20 protein-coding genes and 1 pseudogene are annotated in these 26,132 nt (G+C 61.0%); 6 read left to right on the top strand and 15 right to left on the bottom strand.

Going from position 1 to position 26,132, the window contains the following annotated elements; genetic code table 11:
• Nucleotides 1–7: 7 nt before the first annotated feature.
• Nucleotides 8–1,426, bottom strand: a complete 1,419-nt coding sequence (locus tag ACZ5TH_RS15545; RefSeq protein ID WP_464795193.1) for an FGGY-family carbohydrate kinase — start codon at nt 1,424–1,426, stop codon at nt 8–10.
• A gap of 89 nt (nt 1,427–1,515) precedes the next feature.
• Between ACZ5TH_RS15545 and ACZ5TH_RS15540 the strand changes: the two genes are divergently transcribed.
• The 5 genes and pseudogenes from ACZ5TH_RS15540 to ACZ5TH_RS15520 all read left to right on the top strand — a co-directional run bounded on the left by ACZ5TH_RS15540 (nt 1,516) and on the right by ACZ5TH_RS15520 (nt 9,159).
• A complete protein-coding gene (locus ACZ5TH_RS15540) occupies nt 1,516–3,627 on the top strand; it encodes a bifunctional rhamnulose-1-phosphate aldolase/short-chain dehydrogenase (protein WP_464795192.1) in 2,112 nt (703 codons plus the stop codon).
• 23 nt (nt 3,628–3,650) lie between these two features.
• Complete coding sequence (gene rhaI / locus ACZ5TH_RS15535; RefSeq protein ID WP_464795191.1) at nt 3,651–4,943, top strand: L-rhamnose catabolism isomerase; 1,293 nt, start codon at nt 3,651–3,653, stop codon at nt 4,941–4,943.
• 221 nt (nt 4,944–5,164) lie between these two features.
• Nucleotides 5,165–6,580 (top strand): ISNCY family transposase, encoded by a 1,416-nt coding sequence (locus ACZ5TH_RS15530; protein WP_449469841.1) that lies wholly within the window; start codon nt 5,165–5,167, stop codon nt 6,578–6,580.
• Between the two features lie 292 nt (nt 6,581–6,872).
• The gene (locus ACZ5TH_RS15525) at nt 6,873–8,288 is read left to right on the top strand and encodes an ISNCY family transposase (protein ID WP_449469841.1); all 1,416 of its coding nucleotides are present in this window, start codon (nt 6,873–6,875) and stop codon (nt 8,286–8,288) included.
• Nucleotides 8,289–8,547: 259 nt separating this feature from the next.
• Nucleotides 8,548–9,159: pseudogene (locus ACZ5TH_RS15520) on the top strand (transposase).
• 158 nt (nt 9,160–9,317) lie between these two features.
• On the opposite strand, the gene ACZ5TH_RS15515 reads toward ACZ5TH_RS15520, so the two are convergent.
• The 8 genes from ACZ5TH_RS15515 to ACZ5TH_RS15480 form a co-directional block, all read right to left on the bottom strand.
• Nucleotides 9,318–11,657: a TonB-dependent receptor gene (locus ACZ5TH_RS15515; RefSeq protein WP_464795190.1), complete on the bottom strand. Its 2,340-nt coding sequence runs from the start codon at nt 11,655–11,657 to the stop codon at nt 9,318–9,320.
• Nucleotides 11,658–11,763: 106 nt separating this feature from the next.
• Nucleotides 11,764–12,897 carry a helix-turn-helix transcriptional regulator gene (locus tag ACZ5TH_RS15510; RefSeq protein ID WP_464795189.1) on the bottom strand — a complete coding sequence of 378 codons (1,134 nt, stop codon included), beginning with the start codon at nt 12,895–12,897 and terminating at the stop codon, nt 11,764–11,766.
• 98 nt (nt 12,898–12,995) lie between these two features.
• Nucleotides 12,996–13,715, bottom strand: coding sequence for an SDR family NAD(P)-dependent oxidoreductase (locus ACZ5TH_RS15505; RefSeq protein WP_449469271.1), 720 nt, complete (start codon nt 13,713–13,715; stop codon nt 12,996–12,998).
• Nucleotides 13,716–13,729: 14 nt separating this feature from the next.
• On the bottom strand, nt 13,730–15,859 hold the full coding sequence (locus tag ACZ5TH_RS15500) for an FAD-dependent oxidoreductase (RefSeq protein ID WP_464795188.1): 2,130 nt from the start codon (nt 15,857–15,859) through the stop codon (nt 13,730–13,732).
• Between the two features lie 93 nt (nt 15,860–15,952).
• A complete protein-coding gene (locus ACZ5TH_RS15495) occupies nt 15,953–16,480 on the bottom strand; it encodes a nuclear transport factor 2 family protein (protein WP_464773010.1) in 528 nt (175 codons plus the stop codon).
• A gap of 2 nt (nt 16,481–16,482) precedes the next feature.
• Nucleotides 16,483–17,256, bottom strand: coding sequence for an SDR family NAD(P)-dependent oxidoreductase (locus tag ACZ5TH_RS15490; protein WP_464795187.1), 774 nt, complete (start codon nt 17,254–17,256; stop codon nt 16,483–16,485).
• A 21-nt stretch (nt 17,257–17,277) separates the two neighbouring features.
• Nucleotides 17,278–18,345: a Rieske 2Fe-2S domain-containing protein gene (locus ACZ5TH_RS15485; RefSeq protein ID WP_449469277.1), complete on the bottom strand. Its 1,068-nt coding sequence runs from the start codon at nt 18,343–18,345 to the stop codon at nt 17,278–17,280.
• Nucleotides 18,346–18,416: 71 nt separating this feature from the next.
• Nucleotides 18,417–18,863 (bottom strand): nuclear transport factor 2 family protein, encoded by a 447-nt coding sequence (locus tag ACZ5TH_RS15480; RefSeq protein WP_464780273.1) that lies wholly within the window; start codon nt 18,861–18,863, stop codon nt 18,417–18,419.
• A gap of 114 nt (nt 18,864–18,977) precedes the next feature.
• Between ACZ5TH_RS15480 and ACZ5TH_RS15475 the strand changes: the two genes are divergently transcribed.
• Nucleotides 18,978–19,835: an SDR family NAD(P)-dependent oxidoreductase gene (locus tag ACZ5TH_RS15475; RefSeq protein WP_464795186.1), complete on the top strand. Its 858-nt coding sequence runs from the start codon at nt 18,978–18,980 to the stop codon at nt 19,833–19,835.
• Nucleotides 19,836–19,841: 6 nt separating this feature from the next.
• On the opposite strand, the gene ACZ5TH_RS15470 is transcribed toward ACZ5TH_RS15475, so the two are convergent.
• From ACZ5TH_RS15470 to ACZ5TH_RS15445, 6 genes are read right to left on the bottom strand one after another with little or no spacing between them, the layout of a single operon-like run.
• Nucleotides 19,842–21,518, bottom strand: a complete 1,677-nt coding sequence (locus ACZ5TH_RS15470) for an FAD-dependent oxidoreductase (RefSeq protein ID WP_464795185.1) — start codon at nt 21,516–21,518, stop codon at nt 19,842–19,844.
• Complete coding sequence (locus ACZ5TH_RS15465) at nt 21,515–22,567, bottom strand: zinc-dependent alcohol dehydrogenase (protein ID WP_464795184.1); 1,053 nt, start codon at nt 22,565–22,567, stop codon at nt 21,515–21,517. Before ACZ5TH_RS15465 ends, ACZ5TH_RS15470 begins: the two co-directional genes overlap by 4 nt.
• A 14-nt stretch (nt 22,568–22,581) precedes the next feature.
• A complete protein-coding gene (locus ACZ5TH_RS15460) occupies nt 22,582–23,370 on the bottom strand; it encodes an SDR family NAD(P)-dependent oxidoreductase (RefSeq protein WP_464773017.1) in 789 nt (262 codons plus the stop codon).
• 28 nt (nt 23,371–23,398) lie between these two features.
• Nucleotides 23,399–24,685: an MFS transporter gene (locus ACZ5TH_RS15455; protein WP_464795183.1), complete on the bottom strand. Its 1,287-nt coding sequence runs from the start codon at nt 24,683–24,685 to the stop codon at nt 23,399–23,401.
• Complete coding sequence (locus ACZ5TH_RS15450; protein ID WP_464773019.1) at nt 24,682–25,194, bottom strand: SRPBCC domain-containing protein; 513 nt, start codon at nt 25,192–25,194, stop codon at nt 24,682–24,684. Before ACZ5TH_RS15450 ends, ACZ5TH_RS15455 begins: the two co-directional genes overlap by 4 nt.
• A 14-nt stretch (nt 25,195–25,208) precedes the next feature.
• Entirely contained in the window at nt 25,209–25,979 is a 771-nt protein-coding gene (locus ACZ5TH_RS15445; protein ID WP_464773020.1) for an SDR family NAD(P)-dependent oxidoreductase, read from the bottom strand.
• Between the last annotated feature and the right edge of the window lie 153 nt (nt 25,980–26,132).

The following is a 26,132-nucleotide window of genomic DNA, read 5'->3' as shown; positions in this document are numbered from 1 at the left end:
GAAACCTTTAAGAAACCATCTCACCAATTCCAGCCAACCAACTGGAACGGTAAGAGGAAATATCCTGATCCAGCGGTTTGACAAGGCTGAGCGATCCCTGCGGCTTCAGGCTCGGATCGATCAGGCGCAGCGCACCAAAGGACACGTCATTATGGGCGTTGGCCGTATAGACCTGCATGTCGGGCCGCAGCGAAGCCAGGGCCCGCACGAACACCTCCGCATCGGCAAAGCGTCCCTCGACCAGCAGTCGATCGCGTGAGCCGATCAGGTCCAGCATCGTGTCGGCCACCAATGCGGCATATAGGCAGACCGCAGCGCGCCGCTGATACCAATCTTCCGGCCGTGCGATCCAGTTGCCGCTGCCGGTGGGGTAGGGGCCAAAGCCCTGCGCCAACGTCGGCAGCAACCTCGCACCCGATTGTACGACCTCGGACACAGCGGCCAGCAAGGCTGGTTGATCGGGTTTGATATCGACGCGGCGCGTGTCAAATTCGATCACCGTCTCGATTTCACGGCCACCCATGAAGCGGGCCGAGGGCACGGCGCATCCATAGGCATCCACGTTGACCAGGCAATCGCGTCCTTCGGCAAGGCTGCTGGTCGCCAAAGCTTCTTTCGGCAAGCGCATCGCGATGAACCAGGTGCCGGTGGACAGGATCGTCGAATCCCCCTGTGCGATCTCGTCAAATCCGCGCGCGGCAAGCAGCGCCGCGTTGGAATCGTGCAGCCCGGCAAGAACGCGGATATTGGGCGAAAGGCCGGTGCGCTCCGCCAGCTCGGGCCGGATAGTGCCCAAACTGTCCGCCGCCTTGACCAGCGGCGCAAAGCGCGCCGCCCAGCCGAGCCGTTCGGCCAGCGGCGAGAAACGGGCCTGATCGGGCGTCCATAGGTCGCTGTGGCAGCCGAGGCTTGTCACTTCCGTCGCTGCGGCGCCCGACAGGAACCAGCCCCAATATTGAGCCCAGGGCAGCAGTATCGCCGCCGCCATCTCGGCAGGGTAGAGGCGATCAAGCCAGTAAAGTTGCGACCCGATATTAAGGCCGTCGGGCAGGGCGGGCGAACCGGTGATCGCAAAGGCATCGCGCTCTTCGCGATAGGCGTCCATGATCTCGCCCGGAATAGACTGCTCATAATCGAGCGGCGCGAAGGCAAGTGCATCGCCAACAAGCGCAGCTACGCCCGCGCCGTGCGCGACGGGGACGATGACTTCCACGGGAATCGACGCATAGCGCGACAGTGATTCTATTAGCCAGTCGGCGATGCCCGCAGTGTCGAGGCGGCGAATCCCGTCCTCGATCCGCACCTCGTTCGGGCGGACCTGGCGGTCCAGAATCTGGCCGTCACGTGACCAAAGGGACACTTTGCTCAGCGTTTTGCCGATATCGACGATGATGGCGAAGCCGCGGTTCAGTTCGTCCTCCCGCATGAAACTTTTCTCATATTGTTTGATCGAATATGATCGATTAGTAACGCAAAGGATTGATAGAGGAAAGCGCAAATGATAATAGGAGCGCCATGAACATGCAAAATCCAGTCTCGTCGGCGGCCATTCCCTTTGCCGTCCCCTCCAGCCGCTGGGATGACGGCGTCGCCGCGACTCTCAGCCCTTCCGAATTGCTCCTCTATCGGTCGAACCTGCTCGGTTCGGACCTGACGGTGACCAATTTCGGCGGCGGCAACACCTCCGCCAAGATCGTGGAGACCGATCCCCTGACGGGCGCGCAGACCGAAGTGCTGTGGGTCAAGGGTTCCGGCGGCGACATCGGTTCGATGAAGCTGGATGGCTTTTCAACGCTCTATCAGGAAAAGCTGCTAGGCCTTGAGAAGCATTATGGCGGCCCCGACGACGACGACAAGATGGTCGGCTACCTGCCCCATTGCACGTTCAACCTCAATCCCCGCGCCGCCTCCATCGACACCCCGCTGCATTCGCTACTTCCTTTTGCACATGTCGATCACGTCCACCCCGACGCCATCATCGCACTGGCCGCTTCTTCGGGCGGCGAAGCTGCAACCAAGGAAATCTGGGGCGGCAAGATCGGCTGGCTGCCGTGGAAGCGTCCCGGCTACACGCTGGGCGTGCAGCTGCGCGACTATGTGAAGGCGAACCCCGGCGTCGAAGGCGTAATGCTCGCCGGCCATGGCATCATCTGCTGGGCCGACAGCGCCAAGTCCTGTTACGAACATACGGTCGAGCTGATCGCGGATGCGGCCAATTATCTGAACGCCAAGCTGGCCGAAAAGCCTGCCTTTGGTGGTCAGGTTGTTGCTCCCAATAGCGATCGTGCGGCGATCGCTGCCGACCTGATGCCCCGCTTGCGCGGCCTGATGACCGGCGCGCGCACCAAGGTCGGCCATTATTCGGACGACGCCGAAGCGCTGGAATTTGTCGGCTCGGCCGAATTCCTCCGCCTCGCCGGACTGGGCACATCCTGCCCCGACCATTTCCTGCGTACCAAGATCGCGCCGCTGCCGCTCGATCCTGCGAAGTTGCAGGACGACGTCTATCTGGCGGAGCAGATCGCGGCCTATCGCGACATGTATGCGGCCTATTATGAGCGTTGCAAGCGGTCTAATTCGCCCGCGATGCGCGATGCCAACCCGATCGTCGTGCTGGTGCCGGGCGTCGGCCGCATCACCTTCGCCGGTGACAAGACCACCGCGCGCCTGGCTGGCGAGTTCTACGGCAACGCGATCAACGTCATGCGCGGCGCCGAAGCGATCGGCGAATATATCGCGCTGAACGAGCAGGAAGCGTTCGACATCGAATATTGGCTGCTGGAAGAAGCAAAGCTCCAGCGCATGCCCAAGCCCAAGCCGCTGGTCGGCAAGATCGCCCTGGTGACGGGTGGCGCGGGCGGCATCGGGGCCGCGACCGCCGCGCGTCTGCTGGCGGACGGCGCCTGCGTCATGCTGGCCGACCGTGCCGCCGACGCGATCGAGGAAGTGCGGGCGGGCTTTGCCAAGCAGTTCGGCAAGGACGTGATCCGTGCCGCCGTCTGCGACGTGACGGACGAAGCGCAGGTCCAGGCCGCGTTCGATGATTGCGCCCGTGAGTTCGGCGGTCTCGACATTCTGGTCGCCAATGCGGGCATCGCGTCGTCGGCACCGATCGAGGAAACCACCGTTGCCCTGTGGCGCAAGAATTACGACGTGCTGGCCGAGGGCTATTTCCTCACCGCCCGCGCAGCCTTCCCGCTGATGAAGCGGATGAAGGAGCAGGGCGGCGCATCGATCGTGTTCATCGGTTCGAAGAATGGCGTTGCCGCTGCGACCAACGCGTCGGCCTATGCGTCGGCCAAGGCAGCCGCCAACCATCTGGCGCGCTGTCTGGCGCTGGAGGGCGCGCCCTTCGGCATCCGCGTCAACACGGTGAACCCGGACGCTGTCATCAAGGGCAGCAAGATCTGGGACGGCGACTGGCGCAAGGAACGCGCCGGTGCGCACGGCATTGACTCGGGCAAGGAGCTGGAGGAGCATTACCGCCAGCGTTCGATGCTGAAGCGCGACGTGCTGCCGTCCGACATCGCCGAAGCGGTTTACTTCCTTGCCGGCGACATGTCGGCCAAGTCGACCGGCAACATGATCAATGTCGATGCGGGCAACGCCCAAGCGTTCACGCGCTGATCGGCAACGGAGAGGCTATCAATATGACCAACCTGCCCATATCCGCTGAGCTGATCGCGGAATCCAATGCCCGCGACGCGCAAGCACTGGAAGAAGATTATGCCGCGCTCGGCCGCAAGCTGTCGCGCACCGGCATCGACATCGACGCGATCAAGGACCGCGTCGCGGGCTTTTCCGTTGCCGTGCCCAGCTGGGGCGCGGGACGGGGTGGCACCCGCTTCGCCAAGTTCCCGATCGCGGGCGAGCCAACCAACATCCATGAGAAGCTGGAAGATTGCGCCGTCATCAACCAGCTGAGCCGCGTTACGCCACGCGTCTCGCCGCACTTTCCCTGGGACAAGGTAAGCGATTACAAAGGCCTGCTCGAGGAAGCTCAGAGCCTTGGTTTGGGTTTTGATGCCGTCAATTCCAACACTTTCCAGGATCAGGTTGGACAGGCTCAGACCTACGCCACGGGATCACTGTCCTCGACCGTGGAAGCGACCCGCCAGCAGGCGGTTGAGCATAATATCGAGTGCATCGAGATCGGCCGTCAGCTGGGTTCCACCGATCTGACCGTCTGGGTTGGCGACGGAACCAACTTCCCGGGCCAGCAGGACTTCGCCCGCAGCCTGGACCGCTATCTGGAAGCTGCAGCTCAGGTCTATGCGGCGCTGCCCGACGATTGGCGGATGCTGCTGGAACATAAGATGTTCGAGCCCGCCTTCTACTCGACCGTCATTTCGGATTGGGGTTCGTCAATCCTGGCCGCACAGGAACTGGGTCCGAAGGCCAAATGCCTGGTCGACCTTGGCCACCATGCGCCCAACGTCAATATCGAACAGATCGTGGCGCGCCTGCACCGCTTCGGCAAGCTGGGCGGCTTCCACTTCAACGACAGCAAATATGGCGACGACGATCTGGACAGCGGCTCGATCAATCCCCACCAATTGTATCTGGTCTTCAATGAGCTGGTCGAGGCGGAAATGCACCCGCGCGACGGGTTCAACCCCAGCTACATGATCGACCAGTCGCACAATGTGACCGACCCGATCGAATCCATGCTGTCGTCTGCCGAGACGATCACGGCTTGCTACGCCAAGGCGCTGCTGGTCGATCGCGACGCGCTGCACGCCGCGCAGGAAGGCAATGACACAATGATGGCGTTCCAGGCGCTGCGCCGTGCTTATAATGTCGACGTGGCACCGATCATCGCCAAGGCACGGTTGGAGGCTGGCGGCGCGATTGATGTGCTCGCAACCTACCGCGCCAGCCTGTGGCGCGAACGCAAGGCGCAGGAGCGTAAGCCGGTCGGCTTGGGCGCAGGGATCGTCTGATCTGAAAATTTGAAAGGGCGCGGTCAGAATATGACTGTGTCCTTTCTATCATCTACCCCTTCCCATTCAGATTATATTTAACATAAGATATATTATCGAATAAATTTCGTGTAAGCGCCGGATAGAAATGACACCCCTCTGCTGAATAGAAATGACACCCTTGGGCGTCCTTAGCAAAGCTTGGTGGCATGGTCCTCCTGGCAGTTCGGGAGGACGCGCTTATGACGGTGGTGGCGATGAGCCATGGTGAGCTTTCGCGGTTTGACACATTGATGCGCGTGGAGCGCGGCGCGCTTCGGGTTGAGGATGCGGCAACGCTGCTAGGATTGAAGCGCCGGCAGATTTTTCGGCTGCTTGAGCGTCTGCGCGCCGAAGGCGCCTCAGGCCTGGTGTCGCGTAAGCGTGGTCGGCCGAGCAACCGGCGTCACAGCGATGCCTTTCGCGCGCAGATTATTTCGCTGGTCCGAGAGCATTATGCGGATTTCGGTCCGACCCTGGCGCGCGAGTATCTGGCGGAGCGCCATGATATCGCGGTGGGCTGCGAGACATTGCGGCAGATGATGATCGAGGCGGGTATATGGCATGATCGCGCCGCACGTCGTTCTCGCCCTTATCAACCGCGCCATCGCAGGGAGTGCCGTGGCGAGTTGATTCAGATCGACGGCTCGGATCATGACTGGTTCGAGGATCGCGGGCCGCGCTGCACGCTGCTTGTCTACATCGATGACGCGACCAGTGAGCTAATGCACCTCAAGATGGTCGAGAGCGAAAGCACCTTTTCCTACATGGAGGCGACACGCGAATATATCGAGCGGCACGGTAAGCCGGTGGCCTTTTACTCCGATAAACACACGGTCTTTCGAAACCCCAAGGCGACGGCGAAGGGCGATGGCATGACGCATTTCGGGCGTGCGCTGGACGCGCTGAACATCGAGATCATCTGTGCCAACTCGCCACAGGCCAAGGGTCGGGTCGAACGGGCGAACGGCACGCTGCAGGATCGGCTCGTCAAGGCGATGCGACTGGAGGGTATCTCCTCAATCGGAGAAGCCAATAGCTTTTTGAGCAGCTACCAGACGACCCATAATGCGCGCTTCGCTCGCCCGGCAGCAAACAGTCGTGATCTGCACCGCCCTCTGGCACCGCGGGATAATCTCCACTCCGTCATGGTCTGGCGCGAACAGAGAACAGTCACGGCTGCGCTGACGCTGCACTATAACAAGGTTCTGTTCCTTCTGGAGCCGAACGCAATCAGCAAGGAGCTGGCGCGCAAGCGCGTGGATGTTTGTGAATATCCTAATGGCACGGTGGAGATCCGGCACGAGGGGCGCTCCCTCCCCTATAGCCTGTTCGACAAGATGCCCCGGATCAATCAACCTGCCATCGTCGACAACAAGCATCTCGATGCGGCGCTGGCTCGGGCAAAGGAGATCCAGGCGATCACGCCGCATCACCGGCAGCGGAACAACAATGCCCCTGCCCGCCGCGACCAGCCCACACATCTGTTCCCCGAGCCAGAGGCGCCAGCGAAAATCGATCGGCGCCGGTTAGGCCGTCCCAAGCTCAAACGCGGCCCACGGCTCAGCCAGGCGGAGTTACGGGCGCGCGGCACGCTCGAGTTCGTGAAGGCACGCTAAAGCGGCGCTGACCGAGCCCGCTGCCTGCGCAGCGGGTCCATGCTCATCCCCTCAACCTCACGCCATCAGCAGGGTCTGCGCTGCGCTAAGCCGAGGGCTCCACGCAGCCCCTGCTGTCATTAATGGTGTCATTTCTATCCGGGACAGATAGTGTCTTTTCTAACCGGTCCGAACATTTCGTGTAAGCGCCGGATAGAAATGACACCCCTCTGCTGAATAGAAATGACACCCTTGGGCGTCCTTAGCAAAGCTTGGTGGCATGGTCCTCCTGGCAGTTCGGGAGGACGCGCTTATGACGGTGGTGGCGATGAGCCATGGTGAGCTTTCGCGGTTTGACACATTGATGCGCGTGGAGCGCGGCGCGCTTCGGGTTGAGGATGCGGCAACGCTGCTAGGATTGAAGCGCCGGCAGATTTTTCGGCTGCTTGAGCGTCTGCGCGCCGAAGGCGCCTCAGGCCTGGTGTCGCGTAAGCGTGGTCGGCCGAGCAACCGGCGTCACAGCGATGCCTTTCGCGCGCAGATTATTTCGCTGGTCCGAGAGCATTATGCGGATTTCGGTCCGACCCTGGCGCGCGAGTATCTGGCGGAGCGCCATGATATCGCGGTGGGCTGCGAGACATTGCGGCAGATGATGATCGAGGCGGGTATATGGCATGATCGCGCCGCACGTCGTTCTCGCCCTTATCAACCGCGCCATCGCAGGGAGTGCCGTGGCGAGTTGATTCAGATCGACGGCTCGGATCATGACTGGTTCGAGGATCGCGGGCCGCGCTGCACGCTGCTTGTCTACATCGATGACGCGACCAGTGAGCTAATGCACCTCAAGATGGTCGAGAGCGAAAGCACCTTTTCCTACATGGAGGCGACACGCGAATATATCGAGCGGCACGGTAAGCCGGTGGCCTTTTACTCCGATAAACACACGGTCTTTCGAAACCCCAAGGCGACGGCGAAGGGCGATGGCATGACGCATTTCGGGCGTGCGCTGGACGCGCTGAACATCGAGATCATCTGTGCCAACTCGCCACAGGCCAAGGGTCGGGTCGAACGGGCGAACGGCACGCTGCAGGATCGGCTCGTCAAGGCGATGCGACTGGAGGGTATCTCCTCAATCGGAGAAGCCAATAGCTTTTTGAGCAGCTACCAGACGACCCATAATGCGCGCTTCGCTCGCCCGGCAGCAAACAGTCGTGATCTGCACCGCCCTCTGGCACCGCGGGATAATCTCCACTCCGTCATGGTCTGGCGCGAACAGAGAACAGTCACGGCTGCGCTGACGCTGCACTATAACAAGGTTCTGTTCCTTCTGGAGCCGAACGCAATCAGCAAGGAGCTGGCGCGCAAGCGCGTGGATGTTTGTGAATATCCTAATGGCACGGTGGAGATCCGGCACGAGGGGCGCTCCCTCCCCTATAGCCTGTTCGACAAGATGCCCCGGATCAATCAACCTGCCATCGTCGACAACAAGCATCTCGATGCGGCGCTGGCTCGGGCAAAGGAGATCCAGGCGATCACGCCGCATCACCGGCAGCGGAACAACAATGCCCCTGCCCGCCGCGACCAGCCCACACATCTGTTCCCCGAGCCAGAGGCGCCAGCGAAAATCGATCGGCGCCGGTTAGGCCGTCCCAAGCTCAAACGCGGCCCACGGCTCAGCCAGGCGGAGTTACGGGCGCGCGGCACGCTCGAGTTCGTGAAGGCACGCTAAAGCGGCGCTGACCGAGCCCGCTGCCTGCGCAGCGGGTCCATGCTCATCCCCTCAACCTCACGCCATCAGCAGGGTCTGCGCTGCGCTAAGCCGAGGGCTCCACGCAGCCCCTGCTGTCATTAATGGTGTCATTTCTATCCGGGACAGATAGTGTCTTTTCTAACCGGTCCGAACATTTCAGTGTAAGAGTGGATTCTATCTCGAAGTGCGAAATCCTAGGATTTATAGGGATTTGATCCCCTTTCCAGGACGGCACGCAGTGAACGGCTATCAGCATCTGAGTTTGGACGAGCGGCGGGACATTTATCGATTGGTCGACGGTCTGTGCGGAAGGTTGTGGACGCGCTGCGGCGCCATCCATCGACGATTTATCGCAGACAGATTGCGGGTTACTTGCGGGCGTCATCAGGGCAACCGGGACGCGGTGTGCCACCTGGCGGTTGCCCGCCGTTCGCGCCGACAACGCTACGCTACGCTCGTAAGCCACGCGGTCTCCATATTACTGTGGTCAATACGATCGGCGCACGACCGCCGGAAATTGCGGATCGCAGCAGATTCGGACATTGGGAAGGCCATCTTCTGATTTTTAGGAGAGAGTATGGCAAAGCCAATCTCACCTCGCTGGTTGAACGCCGCAGCCGCTTCACTTTCCTCGCGCATAATCCGAGCCGGCATTCCGCTGGGGTCATGGCCGGCATCGATCGGCGTTTGCGGGGCATCCCCCTGCCCTCCAACACATTGCGCTGCTGTCGGACAAGGAAATCCACAAGCCGTCGCTGATCGCCTCAACAGCACAGCCCTCAAGTGCCTGGGCTATCGCACCCCGCACAAGGTCGTGGGAGAACAGATCGCCCTCCTCAAGCCCGGATGAAATGCTATGCATCACCCCGGGTGTCGCACTTCAAATCGAAACCGCCGGAAGGGATAGCCATTTTCTGACGAGGAAGGCGATATACCCGTCCGTCGCAATAAGACATGGCGTGTGTGTGTCGACAATAACGAAGCAGCCGACACACACACACTTGAAGTTCAGAACGCGATACCGACGTCGATCCCGTATGTGCGCGGAGCCTGGAAGGTGCCGAGTACCCACGTATCGAAGATCGGAAACAGAAACTCTGGCTTATCCGAATTGTTGAGATTTTTGCCCCAGAGGGAAATCTTGCCCTTGGCGTTGCCTACCGGGATTTCGGCAAAGGTGAACCGTGCGCCTATTTCCCAAGTTGCCCTTATAACCAACTGGTCGTCGAGCACGGGATCACCAGCACCGATACAACCGTCCGTCGCCGATTGCGTGGCGCCGACCGGGCACTGCAACCGGAAATGATCGCCCTTATACTGGCCATCAATGCGGAAGCTCATCTTGGTGCCACCTGGAAATTCGGGGAACTCATATTGCGCGGCGACATAGCCGGTGCGCCGGGGTTGATATGTACGCACCGGGGTAGCTGCCGGATTAGCCGTTTGTGGCTTTGCATTGACGTCCGTAGAGCCATAGGTGCCGGTCAAAGTAAGGCCGTCGACCGGCAGGATCGTGGCTTCAATTTCGTAGCCCCGCGCTCTTTCGCTACCGGCATTCAGCAGGATGTTGCCACCCTGATTGGGATCAAAGCCCGTCACCTGGAGGCCTTTTCGATCCGCCTGGAATAAAGCGACGTTAAGCCGGATGCGCCGATCAAGAAATTCAGACTTCACGCCCGCTTCGTAGGACTTAATGGTTTCCGGCTGGAATTCCACGCCATGGAAGATACCCCCCGAAACGAAACCGGTGGCAAATTTCGCATAGACGTTGCTGCTTTGGGCAAACTGATATTTCAATGATGCGTCATAATCGACGCGATCCTGCTTGGCGTTGAAGCTGCCGCGCTGAACCGTGGGGGTCCGATCCGCATCAATCAGATCATTCTCCGTGCGATCATCTTTAGAATAGCGGATGCCGCCGCCCAGTTCGAGCGCATCGGTCAACTTGAGATTGGCATGTGCATAAGCCGCGTAAGATTTGTTGAGCACCTTAAGCAGGTCGCCACCCGCAAGATAGCTGCCGGGATTGTCGATGGGGATCGGGACGCCCGGCTGGCTGACCTGCCCGAAAATGACCGGACTGTTAAGATAGGCCTTTTCGCGATAATAGAACAGGCCACCAACAAAATCCAAACTGCCGGTGTGGCCGAGGAGTTGCAGTTCGTGGGACGACTGCCGCTGCTTTGCATAGCGCTCGGCTGCAAGCGCCTGAAAATATCCACCCGTCCCGCCATAAGGGTCCACCAGCGAATTTCCGTCGAGATCAGACGATGAGTTCAGCGTAAATCCGCGCAGTCCGCCGATATATTTGACGCTCAAGGAATCGCTAAGCTCATAAACAGCCGTAAGGCTGTGGCCCCAGGTTTTCTGGGTAGCTGGAGAAAGGCCATCGATCGGAATGCGGTCGAGACGCGTCAGGCTCTCCACCATCGTGCCGCCAAGTGCAGGCTGGTTCGGGAAGTTGGTGATGCCGCCAAATGCGGCGCCGCTGTGCAGCAATTGCATGGCGTCGAGCGTGGTTACCATGTCGGTATAGTTGAAGCGATAATCGAGCGTCAGGCCATCGATCCCCGCATAGCGGATTGCTGCGAAAAACGACTCGGTGTTGTTCGCGCCAAAGCTCTTCGCACTGGTCGACGGCCCGAACGGTTCCGGATAAAGGAATGTACGCTGCGGGGCGGAATTCTTTACATAACCGTCATTTTCGTCATGGACATATGTGAACCGCGCCGAAAGACCAGCCCATTCAGGCGTGTTGACCGTTATCCGCCCGCGATGGCGATGGTAGTTTCCTAGCGTTCCTTCGGCCTCGACACCGAATTTACCGGTCGGGCTGGCCGTCACAAATGCGATTGCGCCGCCGGTAGAGTTGCGGCCAAAGAGTGTGCCCTGTGGACCGCGCAGGACTTCGAGATGTTCAAGATCGGCCAGATCGAAGGCGGAGTTGCCGGGTCGGCCAAGATAAACGCCATCTACATAGAGCGCGACGCCGGAATCGACCTGGAAGTTGATAGAACCGGACGAAACGCCGCGAATATTGAACTGCGGCGCGCTGGGCGAGCCTGCCTGCTTCTGGATATTGACGTTTGGCGCGGTTTTGCCGACGTCCTGGAAGCTCTTGATCTGATAATCCGCGATTTGAAGCGCACCGAGAGCTGTTACGGCTGTTGGGACATTTTGCAGGTTTTCAGAACGCTTCCGCGCAGTAACCACGATGTCCTGAAGACCCACGCCCTGCGTCGCTTGAGCGGGTGCTGCTGGTGAAGAATCCTGCGCATTTGCCTGCGACGCTGCCAGAGCAAGCATCAATGCCGAACCAGCAAGATAATGATATTTTCCGTAAGCCATCTTCGGTATCCCCTCGGTTCTGTCCGCTTTGGCGCGGATCCTGTGGGGTTGAGCATCGCCCTGCTAAGCGCGTTGCAATACCTTCAAATCAATTAGGTTGGATAATTTAGCGGCGAACGACGGCGAGTTCGGGCAGACTGGTGTGGATGAGATGCACAAGCTGTGATTGGCGGGTCGCGCCCGTCTTGGCAAAGATAGAGCGGAGATGCGCGCGCACGGTGTTTTCGGCAATGCCCAGCCGATGCGCGGTCTCGATCACCGACACGCCGTTTGCAAGCGAAGCCGCGATCGACGCCTCTGTCGGGGTAAAGGCGAACAATTCCCTCAGGGCATCGCTGGTCACGACGCACTGACGTTCCGGATCGCCCAGGAAAAGCGCGATGGCCGGCGTTGTCCCACCATGCATGAAATTAGGAATAGTGATTGACCGAATGACGATCCCGATGTCTCGGTGGCCCGATGGACGTTCGACCAGGAATACTGAAGGAGATGATCCTGGCGCGGCGTTCACCGCATCCTTGAGTTGCTGGCGAAATTCGCGGTCACGGCTGGAATTGGCGATCGCCAGACGCTGCCCCACGATGCTTATCCCATCCCCATCGGCCAGGATGGATGCGGCAAGTTCGTTCATCTTGAGAACATTCAGATTATGATCGAGCATCACGGTGCCGACAGCGAACTGTTCGATGGCGCCGGTCATCACTGCCTGCTCCGAACGGGACACCTCCAGTCGGCGATAGAGTTCGACCGCCTGCCGCAGATGGGGCACGATTTCTTCTATACGGCCGCGCTCTTCAGTATCGAAAGGCGCCCCATGAGGCGCCCTCGTCAGCCGAAGTCGGGCTTCCAGGCCATTGCTTATGCGCAGATCCACGCCAAGAACGTGCGAACCGTCGATGCCTTCCAGCCACCCTTTATAATAGGCTGAATTTTTGAGTTTCGCCTCGGCCACATATTCATACAACGCCACGACCTTGCCTTCGGGCAGGCCGACAAAGGGGTCGATCTGCATAAAGCGGTCAAGATATTCCTGAATCGCAGGCGGTGGTGCGGTGGGCGTTATCATTGTGCCCAAACCATCCATATTGGGCGGCGTGAGGATCAGCGTTGCCCATTTTGCGTTCACATGATCGCGAAGCAGCAGCAGAAAGTCTCGCCATGGATCTTCGCTGACCAGCGAAGCATTGAGTGCCAGGATCATACGCGAAAAGCAGGCGACCTCATTCGCGTGTGCGACCATCCTATTATCTCCTTCGCGCTCCTTTACCGGATGCGTCTGATGGAGAGCGTAGTCGGTTGCGCGAGGCTTGCCAATCGTCACCATGTCTTTGGCAAGCATCATGCCTCAGCGATCATATACCCGCCGCTCGCCACCAGACATTCCCCCGTCACAAACCGCGCAGCCGCACTGGCGAGGAACAGGGTCGGCCCTGCTATGTCGTCTGGTGTTCCCCAGCGGCCAAGCGCCATCCGCTGCGCCGTGCCGGGACCATAGACAGGATCATCGGCGTAGCGCTCCGTCATCGGCGTGCGAACCGGACCGGGCGCCACGGCGTTGATCCGCACGCCCTTTGCCCCCCACCCTTGCGCCAGCGATTTGGTCAGTAGCAGAAGGCCAGCCTTGGCCGCGCTATATCCGGGGAACATGGAGTTGCCAAAGATCGCCATCATCGAGGCGATCGTCACGACCGCGCCGCCGCCGTCGTGCCTACTTTGCACCAGCAGCGGCAGGCAGGCGATCGTCAACGCATGGACGCCTTTCAGATTGGCGTCGATGGCTGCGTCGAAATCCTCCGGGACGGACGTACCGCCCGCATTGTTAATGAGGATGTCCAACGCCCCCAAACCCGCTACCAAGGCGTCGATGCTAAGCCGGTCGCCAAGACGAAGGGGGCAATAGGTGGCACCCGGCGGAATGTCTTCATAATCCGCTTCTGTCGGCCGTGTACCCGTGACGATAACATGTGCGCCCGCAGCGATGAAGGCAGCAGCGATGCCCGCGCCGATCCCGCTGGTCCCGCCGGTGACGAGCACGTGCCGTCCGGTAAAGTCGAACATCGCCATTCCTTTCTTCAAATATCAATCACGGCGTCGGCCGCATCCTGCATCGCACCTTCGATATAGCCTACACCATTGGCGTCGCCGATGCTGCGCACACTGAATCCGGCCGCTTTCAGTTGGTCGGCCAAACGAGAGTCGCCTTGCGCGCCCTTGGCGACGATCACCTGGTCGGCAGCCACCGTTCTCACTTGTCCGAAGCTGTTGCGGTAGCTGACGTTCTTATCGCCAATCGCAATGTCCCCGGCGTTCGGCAGGAGCGTGACGCCCAGATGATGAAGTTCATCAAGCACCCGCCAGCGGCGCACGACCTGAAGACCCGCACCCATCTTGGCCGCTTCGTCGATCACGACGACCTTTCGGCCGCGCTTGGCAAGGAATTCGGCCAGTTCCAGCCCAACCAGTTCGCCGCCGATAATCACCACGCGTTCGCCAAAGGGCATGAAATAGGTGCTGGCAGCGCGGATGAAACCGGGCCGCCCCGTCAGGCCGGTGACACGACCTGCACGCATCATCAGCCGCGTCTTGGTATCGACCTTGCGCGCCAGCTTGCCCAGATCCTGTCCCAGCATCAAACTGCGCATTTCGTCGCCGCTAAACACGTTGTCGCGATCCGCGCCGGGAATGGGGGGCAGCGCACGTCGCGCGCCGGTCGCGACCACGACTTCGTCGGGGGCCAGGGTAGTGAGCAGTTCGGGCGTCGCCTTCGTGCTCAGTTGCACGGCGATATTCGGCTCGCCCTTCACTTCCCGTTTCAGCCAATCGACAATGCCCTGGTTCGGGGCATAGGCGATCGATGCGAAGCGGGCGGTCCCGCCTAAGGAGTCTGTTGCCTCCAGCAGCGTGACCCGATGGCCCCGCTTTGCCAGCCGACGCGCCGCCTCCATCCCGGCGGGACCACCGCCGATCACGACAATATGGCGAGCGGCGGCGGTAGGAACGAGCGCGCGCTCACGCTCAAAGCCTGTTTCGGGATTGACCGCGCATTTCACCGGACGACTGAAAAATATCTGGCTGATGCAGGTGTAGCAGTAGACGCAGGGGCGAATCTGATCGGCCTTCCCCGCGGCCAGCTTGGCCGGCAAATGAGGGTCGGCCAACAGCTTACGGCCCATCGTCACGAAATCCAGCTTGCCATCAGCGATGAAGCGGTCGGCATGTTCCGGCTCGATCCGGCCGGGACAGATGATCGGTATAGTCACATGTGCCTTGATCCGCGCTGCCGCCTCGACAAACCCGTTGCGCGTGTCGGTTGCATGTCCGGTCGAATAGGTAAGGCCCCGACCCGGATGGCCATCGGCCGATATGTGGATGGCGTCTGCTCCTGCCTCCTGCGCCAGCCGGGCGGTGGCGGCCGCGTCCTCCACTGTGATGCCGCCGTCGATCAGGAAATGCTGGCTGTCCAGGCGCGGCCAGATCGGCATGTCGGGGCCGACGGCAGCGCGCACGCCGCGAATGATATCGCACAGCAAACGCGAGCGGTTCTCGATCGAGCCGCCATAATCGTCGTCGCGCTGGTTAATCAATGGATTGAGGAACGATGAGATCAGGTAACCGTGACCGGCATGAAGTTCGACCGCATCGACGCCTGCGCGCTGGGCGCGTTGCGCGGCGCTGGCGAACATCTGGACCAGTTGCTCGATATCCTGCGCGGTCATGACGCGGTAGTTGGGCGCACCCATGGCAGCAAATGGCGCGGTAAAGATGGCCAGTTCATCCTCCAGGAAGCCCTCCATCATGTCGCCATCGCTCTTGCCGACCGCCGGGATCGAAGGCGTCCAGATCGGCCGTCCAGCCAGCATGTCATTCATCGCGACCAGACCAGCGTGCTGAAGCTGCATCGCGAGTTTCGCGCCATGAGCGTGGACCGCGTCGGCCAGCGCCCGCACGCCCGGCACATGGCGCTCGTGCGAAATCGCCTCGTTGCGCCAGTTGCCGGAGCCTTCGGGATAGCCGATCGATACCGATCCCATCATGATCAGCGCCGCGCCGCCCTTTGCGCGTTCCTCATAATAAGCGTGCAGCCGTTCGCCGGTGATCCCGTCCTCGTCCGCAAGGTTGGACCCCATCGGCGTCATGAATATCCGATTGCGCAAGTCCATCGCGCCGATACGTCCCGGTGCGAGCAGATAGCTATAGGCCATGTGGCGATCCTCCTTCACCCTGCTCGGATGGCAGGTGCTAAACATCCTGATTGGTGGTTACGCATCAGGCGCGCATCATCAATTTGTAGGGGATCAGCGCCGTTCCAGCATGGTTATGAGCCTGTCCTTCATCGGATCGACCCATTCCGCCTTAAGCGTGGGGCTGAGCAGACCCGCATCCTCCAGCTCATCGCACAGGCGCATCTGGTGGGCGATGTCGAACAGATCATATTGCGATGAAAATTTCCCGCCGCCGCCATAGGTGATCAGCGATACGCCATGGGTCTCGTAAAACCCTCCGTCCGCTCGTCGGCCGGGGCCGCGATTGACCCAGTGACTGATGATCCGATCATCCGCGATCGCCCAGTCCAATATGGGGAAGGTCCAGCCCTCCCATCCTGAACCGACATCCATGTCGCGGCCATAATGGGTCCGTCTTATCGCCTCGCGTCCTTCCGCACGGACGGGCATCGCGCCACCATAGGGACAGATATAGAGGCAGTCCTCATGGTAGAGTTCGTCGGCGATCCATGCCCAGTCGTTACGCGCCTCCGCTTCGACAAAGGCGTCGCGCAGGCGGGTGATGGCGGCCTCGACCTCTTGTTGTGGATAGGATGCCATGCCTAGAGGCCGTAGCCACCCGATACGTTGATCTGCTGCCCGGTAACATAGGCGGCGCGGTTGGATGCAAGGAACACCGCCGCCTCACCGATCTCTTCCGGCTGGCCCCAACGCTTGAGGGCAAGGCCCTTTTGCACTTCCGCCACCCATTCGGGACCGAACACGCCCTGTTTCGTCAGTTCCAGGAACATACCGGCCTCAATCACGCCGACGAGCACGCTGTTCGCACGGATGCCGTGCCGTCCCTCTTCCCGCGCAATGCCGCGGACGAGCGATTCATTGCTCGCCTTGGGTGCGACAGACAGACCGTCTTTCTCCGGCCAGCGCATCTGCCCCGCTGATCCCAGCGTGACGAACGATCCGCCGCCCTGTTCGCGAAAATGCGGCAAGGCAGCCTGCACGGCATTGAAGAAGCCATGGACCTCTATGTCGATCGCGCGACGCCATTGTTCGTGGGTGGTATCGCCCAGCATGACCTGATCGACCAGTGGCCCGGCGCCCCAGACCACGGTGTGGATGCGTCCGTGCGCCGCGACCGCCGCTGCGAAAGCCGCCTCGACCTGTTCACGATCGCGCACATCGGCACGATGCGTTGATGCCTTCTGCCCCTCGCTCTCAATTGCGCTGGCCAGCGTTGCGGCGGCATCGGCCTTCGAATGATAGCCGATCGCCACCTCCGTTCCGGCTTCCGCGAAACATCGCGCCACACTGCGACCGATCCCGCCGCTGCCGCCGAACACCAAAGCTGCTCCTGCGGGAAATTGTACCTTGCCCATCGTCATCCTCTCGATATTTTTTCAGGCCGCCACGCTGCTGCCGCGCGTGTCATATGTCGTGATCTTGCCGTCCACCCGGTCCTGAAATTCACTGGCGCGGGCGCGCGGGTTGTAAAATTGTCGATACCAGATGCGCACCTTGCCAAACGGCCCGTCCGCCGGAATTTGGAGCGGGTTGAAACAGGGACGCTTGTTGGCCCAGATTTCAAAATCCTGCGCGAGCGCCAGCCGTCCCGCCTCGGCATAACCATATGCGATCGCGATGTCGTCCTGCGTTGGCGGCGTGTTAGCAGCCTTCGACATCAGTGCATGCCACACCATGACCACGCCATCCTCAACTGGCGTATGGCAGATCAGCATCAGCGAGGGATACGCCCCGGTCAGTCGCGCCTGAAGGATTGCAGGCCCGGTATACCATGTGTCGGTTTCCAGCACTGCATCGCTGCTGACCAGCGTACGGTGGCCCGCGCCGAACGTCTGGTGAAGGATCGGCCCATTAAAGGCGTTTTCGAAATAGGCGCAGTCGGTCGATCCGTGGACCGGAACCATGTGCGCGGCGTCCGCCATATTGTCGAGTATCTCCTGCGGATGGCAGGGGATGATGCCCAGATGATCGACCTGCCAGCGCACCCAGCTTGGATCGTCCCATTCCGCAAAGGGGGGCAATTCGATATCCGGCTCCTGGCCTTCTGGGTCGTGCCAGTACCAGATGATGCCCGCGCGCTCGATGATCCGGTGGGTCGGCAGGCAGGCAGCTTTGGGGACGAACTTTGAATAGGGGATGTCGTCGCAAGCACCATCCGGGCCAAAACGCCATCCATGATAAGGGCAGCGGATCGATTCGCCCTCCACCTGCTGTCCATCGCGCACGATGTAGGAGGTCGTGTTCTTGGCCAGGTGCGCGCCAAGATGAGGACAATAGGCATCGACCATGTGCGCCGTACCACTTTCGCCGCGATACAGGACGAAGTCCCGGCCGAAATAGTGGATCGTGCTTGGGGTTGCCGAGACTTCGCTCCCTTCGGCGACCATGAACCAGCCGCGGGGGAATGTATATTCGCCCAACCCATAGTCTGCGGTTTGTGCCATCTTCGCTCTCCAATCCGACTTTTGACCGCTATTTGAGACCTTCGATCCGGCCGCCGATACCTCGAAATAGACTAGGCGGTGCGTGCGCCGCCCGTTTCGCTCCACCCGGCATTCTCACCGAGCACCTTCGACACGACCTGAGGGTTCACATATTCGCGCCAGCGCGTGATCCGGCCTTCGGCGAAATCAAGAATGCTGACATATCGGTTGGAATAGGGTTCGCCCGTCGGAATATAGCGGCTGTGCGAGCTATATTCGGCAATCAGCCGATCCTCGGCGGCCAGATCGTGGATGACCTCAATGCGATAGGCGTAAGGATCAAAATCGCGCCAGCTCGCTTCCAACGCATCGCGAAACCAGCGCGCACCACGGTGTTCGAGCGGAAAGCCCTCCATAACGGGAAAGGGCCATTCGAGCTGTATGTCGTCGGCAAGGCAGGATTCGAACGTATCGAAATCCTTGATGCCAAGCGCCGTCAGCATCCGAACGAACAAATCACGGTTGGCGGTACTGGTCATCGATCCTCTCCTTTTGCCTGGCGCTAACCGATTTTCGAAAGTCGCGATTACTTGATTTGGGGGGAGGAGCGAGACGCGGCGCAGGATAATGACGAGCGAGATAGGAGAGAGACAATGACCAGTAATAAAATCGTGGTCGTCACAGGCGCGAGCCGAGGCGCGGGCAAAGGGATCGCGATCGCACTGGGGGGCACGGGCGCTAAGGTCTATGTCACCGGTCGTTCGCTGAGCGACGAGGGGCTGCCGCTCCCCGGCACGATCGGCGCCACCGCGCGCGCCGTAGATGAAGCGGGCGGACAGGGTGTCGCGGTCGCACTCGATCATCGCGATGATGCGGCGGTGGAAGCCTTTTTTTCGCGCGTCGCAGATGAGGCGGGCCATATCGATATTCTCGTCCACAGCGCCACCGCGCTTTCCGACGATCTGGTGAAGCCGGGACCCTTCTGGGAGAAGTCCAGCGATCTGGCCGATATTCTAGATGTCGGACTGCGTTCCGCCTATATCGCGACACGCGCGGCCGCTCCGTGGCTGCTAAAGGCGCAGGCCGGGTTGATCGTCGCGGTCTCGTCGCCGGGCGCGCATTGCTACATGCATGGTCCGGGCTATGGCGCGCAAAAGGCGGGCCTCGACAAGATGATGTCCGACATGGCGCACGACTTCCGCCCGTTCGGCGTCGCCACATTGTCGATCTGGCCGGGACCGATGCGGACCGAACGGCTGGAACTGGGGCGAAAAGAACGGCCCGAAGTCTATGGCCAGATGTATGACGCCGCCGAAACGCCCCAATTGCAAGGGCTGGTGATCGATGCGGTTGCGCGTGATCGGGACCGGATGGCGCTATCGGGCAAGGCCTTTTACACTGCGGATCTCGCCATGCGTTATGGCCTTACCGATATCGATGGCCGTGAACCCGCCTCCTTCGCAGCGATGCTTGGCGAGCCACGTCCCTTCCATCCGGCCGTCATCGAATAGCGCTTCTCAATTGGCGCCCGTTGCATCGCGGGCGGCGATGTAGGCGAAGGTCATCGCCGGGCCGATCGTCGATCCCGCACCGGGATAGGATCGGCCCATCACCGAAGCGGCGCTGTTACCGACCGCATAGAGTCCGGCAACGGGCTGGCCCGCTGCATCAAGCACGCGCGCGCTGGCATCGGTGGCAAGGCCGCCGCTGGTGCCGATATCGCCCGCGTTGATTGGCAGCGCGTAGAAAGGCGCTTTTTCGAGCGGCAGGAGATTGGGATTGGGCTTCACCTTCTGATCGCCATAATAGCGGTCATAGGGCTGCTGACCGCGACCAAAATCAGGGTCCTGCCCAACCCGCGCATTTTCGTTGTAGCGGATGACGGTCGTTTCCAGCACGGTCGGATCGACACCGATCTTCCTTGCCAGTTCCGCAATGGTGTCCGCCTTGCGCATGAGTGCGCGGACAGCCGATGAATGCATCCAGTCCGGTATCATCGGCATCAACGGCCCCATCGGATAGCGCCAGCGGAACCGTGCATCGAGCAGGATCCAGGCCTGCCCCCCGCCTGCAGCGCGCATCGCTTCGCCAGCCTTGTGATAGGAGGCGGCTTCGTTGAGGAATCGCTTGCCGGAACTGTCAACGATCATTGATCCAGGCAGGGAGCGTTCGAAGAAGAGCGGCCGGGCGCGATCTTCGCCCGGAACCTTGATCGTGGGCGCCCACCACGCCGAATCCATCCGTGTCGTGACTGCGCCAACGGCCTCCGCCGCGCGGATCGCGTCGCCGGTATTACCGCTCTGGCTGCCCGACCAGTCGGGGTTGGGCGAGCCGGTGAGATAGCGTGTCCGCATTTGTGCATCACGTTCGAACCCACCGGCGGCCAGGATCACGCCCTTGCGCGCGCGGATACGCCGCTCGCCCGCGTCCGTTTGCACCACCGCGCCCTCGACGCGGCCATCGCGCTGGATCAGGGACAGGAGTGCATGGCGATAGCGAATATCCACCTTGCGCGTGTCGAGCGACAATTTCAGCCGGGCGAGCAGCGCGTTGCCAGAGGTAAGGAAGCGGCTGCGCTTCGATCGCAGGCGCTGGCCGAAATCGGTATAATGGCGCCACAAGGCCTTCGTCAGCATCTTTTGCCAACCGGGCATCCGCGTGATCAGCGGCGCGGCCTCGGCGGCGGTCCAGCTTATCCGGCCGAACAACAGCCCAGCGGGATGCGTCGGCCGCAAGCGATCAAGATCATCGCCCAGCGCGCGGCCATCGATCGGTTGTGGATCATGGCTGCGCCACCCCATTTTGCCACCTGGAAGTTCGGCGTGATAATCGGTGTAAGGGATCGAAGCGTAGCGCACCTGCGTCTCGCGTTCGAGGTAGGCCAGCATCGCCGGGGCATTGTCGACAAAGGCGGTGATCTGATCCGCGTCGGCGTCATCACCGGCAAGCGCGGTGATGTAGCGCGCGGCTTCTTCGGGGCTGTCGTTCGCGCCGGCGGCTTTCGCCAGGTGGCTCGCAGGAATCCAGATCACGCCGCCCGATGTGGCGGACGTACCACCGAACTGGTCGCTTTTTTCAACGATGGCGACCGTCGCATGGTTATCCGCAGCCACGATCGCAGCCGTCAGCGCACCGGCCCCTGATCCCACGATCAGGATATCGACCTCTTCATCAAATCCGTTCATCGCGCTCATGACTTCTCCATCGTCAGCATTACTTTCAGGGCTTCCGGCGCGCATTGCGCGGCAAATGCCGCTGCCGCCTGGTCGATCGGGAATTGGTGGGAGACCAGCCCCCCCCGATCGATTCGTCCCTCGGCCATCATCGCCAGCGCCTCGACCAGTTCTTCCGGCGCATACCCGTTCGATCCCATGATCGTCGGCTGCTTCTGGATCACCGGACCGAAGTCGATCGTCATGCGATCCTCATAGCCGCCGAAACATACGATCCGCCCGCCATCCAGTGCGATCAACCTCAGCGCCGTTTCCAGGGGCGGCGGGCCGGGCATATGCTTGATGTATCCGGCGCAATCGAACACCACGCCGATCCGGGCCGAGATGCCGTTATAGCCCTCCTCAATACCAGTGAGAGCGGCAATCTGATCGAACACATCACCATCGCGCGCGTTGATCGCCGCGGTCGCGCCGACTGCCACCGCCGCTTCAAGCCGCGCAACATGCACATCCACCGCGATCAATGAGCCGGTCTCTATGCCCCTGGCGCGAATCGCCTGGATGACGCCCAGCCCGATGATGCCAACGCCGAATATGACGACATTCTCTCGGCTTCGAATTGCCGCCTTGCGCACCATCTGGAGCGCATCTGCCATTGGTTCCGTGGTTGCCGCTTCGATGAAGCCAACCGCGTCCGGCACGCGCACAAGCTGGTATGGATTGACCGGCACCGCGACAAAGTCGGCCATTCCGCCACCCATGCCGGTAACGCCGACGACCCGGTCGCCGATCGACCAGCCCGTCACACCTTCGCCCAGGGCGGCGATGGTGCCCGCAAACTCATGGCCGGGGACATGATATCCTTCCGGCGTCGAACGGACGAGTTGATCGCGATAGGCGCCGTTACGGAACATGTGCAGGTCGGACCCGCAGATTCCGCAGGCAGCGACCGCTACTATGACCTCGCCGGCGGCAGGCGCAGGGATCGATGCATCGCGCCGTGCATCAACCGTGCCCGGCTCCACGAAATCGGCGGCGCGCATCACGCGTGGTTCGGCAGATGAATGCATAACGGTCCTGTTCCTCACCCTGGCATGAACTCGCCACCATTGATGTCGAGGCTTGCGCCTGTGACTACCGAACAATAATCCGACAGCAGCATGATGATCGGCCGTGCGCACTCGCGATCGGTCGGCATTCGGCGCAGCGCGATGTTCGCTTCCTGTGCTGCCTTCAGTTCCGCCACCGACTGGCCGCTTTCCTTCGCCATATGGTCGAACGCCTGCTCGACCGAATGACCCCACATCCACCCCATGAAGGTCGAATTGACCCGGATGTTCCACTGCCCGACTTCGGTCGCCATCTGCATCGTCGCCATCGCCATTGCGGCTTTGGACGTGGCATAGGCGGCCTGCTGCACCCACGGCTTGCGCGTCACCTGTGTGTTTACATTGACTATCGATCCGCCGCCTGTCTCGCGCATCTCCCGTATGACTGACTGGCAAAGGTCCAGTGTTCCGAACAGGTTGACGTCGAAGGTGCGCCGCCACTCGTCGAAATCAGCATCCACGACATCGGTGAAGGCGCCGGGAATATAGGCGCTGTTGATCAGGCCATCGATACGTCCGAAACGCTCTTTGGTAGCGGCGACCAGCCGTGCGACATCCTCGCGCCGGGAAATGTCGGTTGGAACTTTAAGTACCTCGACATCATGCCCAGCTTCTCGGATCAGCGCTTCGGCTGCGTCCAGCTTTGCAGAAGTGCGCGCGGCCATCACGACATGGCCGCCTTCGGCCGCCACCAGAGAGGACAGTTCCTGTCCCAGCCCCGGACCAATGCCCGAAACGATCACCACCTTGTCCTTAAGAATCATGTTCATCTCCATATGTCTTGAAACAATGTCAGTCAGCCGCGCGGCGCGCGCGACGCTCGACCAACAGGAAAATACAGGCGGCCAGGCCGAAGCCGGCGATTTGCAGCACGATCGGCGTCCAGTAACTGCCGGTGGCGTCGAACAGCGCGCTCGCCAGCGGTGAACTGCCGAAGGTGAACGGGACGGTGAACAGTGTCACAAGACCCATTGCTCGGGCAAAATTACGGATGCCGAACAGCCGGGTCAGCAGCACGCCCTGCGCTGCCGCAATCCCGCCGCCGCACGCACCCACTATAATCGCATCCAGCACCAGCAGCGAATAGCCGACCGGCTGGAGGAAGATGAACCAGACGATGCCCTGGACAAGGCAGTTGAGCGCCAAAGCGTGCCCCGGCCCGAACCTGTCGGCAAGCCAACCGAATGCCATCGCGCCTAATATGCCTGTACCGCCGGAAATGGCGAGCAGGAAGGATGCTTCGTCCAGCAGCCAACCCTGTGCCATGACGAGTGGCACCAGATGAGCGGCTTTCAGGATGCCACCCCCCACGGCGATGCCGATGGCGGCGGTGACGAACCAGGTCACCGGGCGGGACAGCATATCCCGCGCGGATAGCAATGACCGCGCCTCGATCGGGCCGTTGGCTTCGTCATGACCGAGCGGAACCTGGCCAACCTGTTCGGGCCGATCGATCACCAGCGGCATGAACGGCAGGACGATCAGATGGGCAAGGCCAAGCCCGATGAGCACGGCATCAAGTCCGAACCGCTGGAGTGCCCATGAACAGATCATTGGCACGATCATCACGAACACCGGCATGGTGACGAAGCCCAGTGCACGGCCCTGTCCACGAATGAACCAGTTGCTTGCCAGGATGTTGGACGGCATCACGCCCAGCAACAAGACTCCGGGCGACACGAGCAGACCGAACAACGCAAGGAACATACCGATGCCCGTAGACAACGGCAGCAGCACATAGCCGCTAGCGGCAAGCAATGCGCCGATCGACATCATGCGGCGGATCGACATACGCACAAGGAGCATGCCGATCATCGGCGCACCGAGCGATAGAACCAGAATAGTCAGCGAAATGGCCAGCGTTGAAAGCGTTCGCGTCGTCGCAAAACGCTGCTCGATGGCAAGGACGAGCGTACCGAAAGACCCGAAGGTGAGTCCGACCGCCACATTCTGCGTCAACGCGGCGATCCACACCATGCGCCACCCCAGAAAGCGGGATGGCCTGCCCCCTGTCGGCAAGAAGGCTGCTTCACTATCAAATCGCTGCGGCTGCATCGTCTGACCCGTGCTCGCGGTCATTGTGAGCCAGCTCGCCGCTCGGCATGGAAAGCCTCAGCACGGGCCTTGAGCGCACGGGCGGTATCGTCGAAGGCCCGTTTCACCCACGGACCGCAAAAGCGCATCACATGAACGCCGTTTTCACCCAGAAACGCGTCGGTCGACCAATAACGGCAATTTCCTCCCTCAACGGGCTCGATCATCTGGTCGCGGCGTGCGGCATAGGGCCATGCCTCGTGCCAGGGCGCCTCCCACGCCAGTCGCCGCTCTGGCTCAAACGCGCAGACATATTCGCAATTCACCAGCAGCGCGCCGGGATTGGGATAGTTGACAAGGCTCATATGGACCGGCGCGCCGATTTCGAGCGTGGATGCCGCCTTCACGCAAAAGGGGTTCCATTCCCCATAACGGTCCAGATCGACCAGAATCTCCCACACTATTCCGGCAGGCGCCTCGATCGTGACCTTGTCGGAACTCACGACATTGGCCGGATCAAAGCCGGTTTTCTGATCGAAGGCGGTGTCGAGCATGGTCGGTCCTTTGTTCAGTTGGCGTCTGGGGCGGTCGGAAAGGCGGACAGCAGCGCTGCGTCGACAAGCTGCGCCTGCCCGTTGATTGCCGCCGATGCCGGTCCCATCAGGAACAGCGCGACTTCCGCCACCATCTGCGGCGTCAGTTCACCACGGTAGGTCGGCGGTGTGATATTTTCGGGCGGCAGAAGCTCATCCTGCGGAGGTGCGCCTACCATTGGCGTCTGCACCGGGCCGGGACAAATCGCATTGACCCGCAGGCCGCGCGCGGCAAATTCGCGTGCTGCGGCGCGGACTAGGCCAACGACGCCATGCTTGGCGGCAGTATACCCCACGGCATCGGAAAAGCCGAGCAACGCGGCTGCAGAGGCCGTTACAACCGCCGCGCCACCGGGGCGCAGTCGCCGCTGCGCCTGTCGCAGACCCAGGAAAGGCCCGCGCAGATTGATTGCAATCATCCGGTCGAACTGGTCGACCGTGATCGTGTCGAAGGGACCATAGTCCTGCAACGCCCCAGCGTTGAGAAAAGCCATGTCCAACCCATCGAGCGCCGTTTCGGCTTCGTCGAAAAAGCGGACAGTATCGGCTTCGCAGGACACATCGCCCGCGATGGCGATAGCATGGCCGCCGCGCTTCGTGATCAAATCAACGATGCGCTGCCCTTCGCCTGCCCGGATATCAACGATCGCAACGCGGCAACCTTCCTCGGCAAGACGCATTGCCGCAGCGGCGCCGATTCCCGAACCGCCGCCCGTGATCAACGCGGACCTGTTTTTGAACATCATGAAACCGCCCGATCCTCATCCTATGCTGGTCGTATCGCCAGTTCTGTTCCGGCAACATGCTCCGTTGGAAAAGCCGGTGCCTCATCCAAACAGAGGAGGCGCTGTAAATCACGGTCTAGTCAATTTGGGGGTGGAGCGACGCCGTCTTTTGGA

It is taken from the genome of Sphingobium sp. TomTYG73 (genome assembly GCF_055394245.1).
The sequence above is the reverse complement of the archived record's forward strand: the minus strand, read 5'-3'. Positions and strand labels throughout refer to the sequence as shown.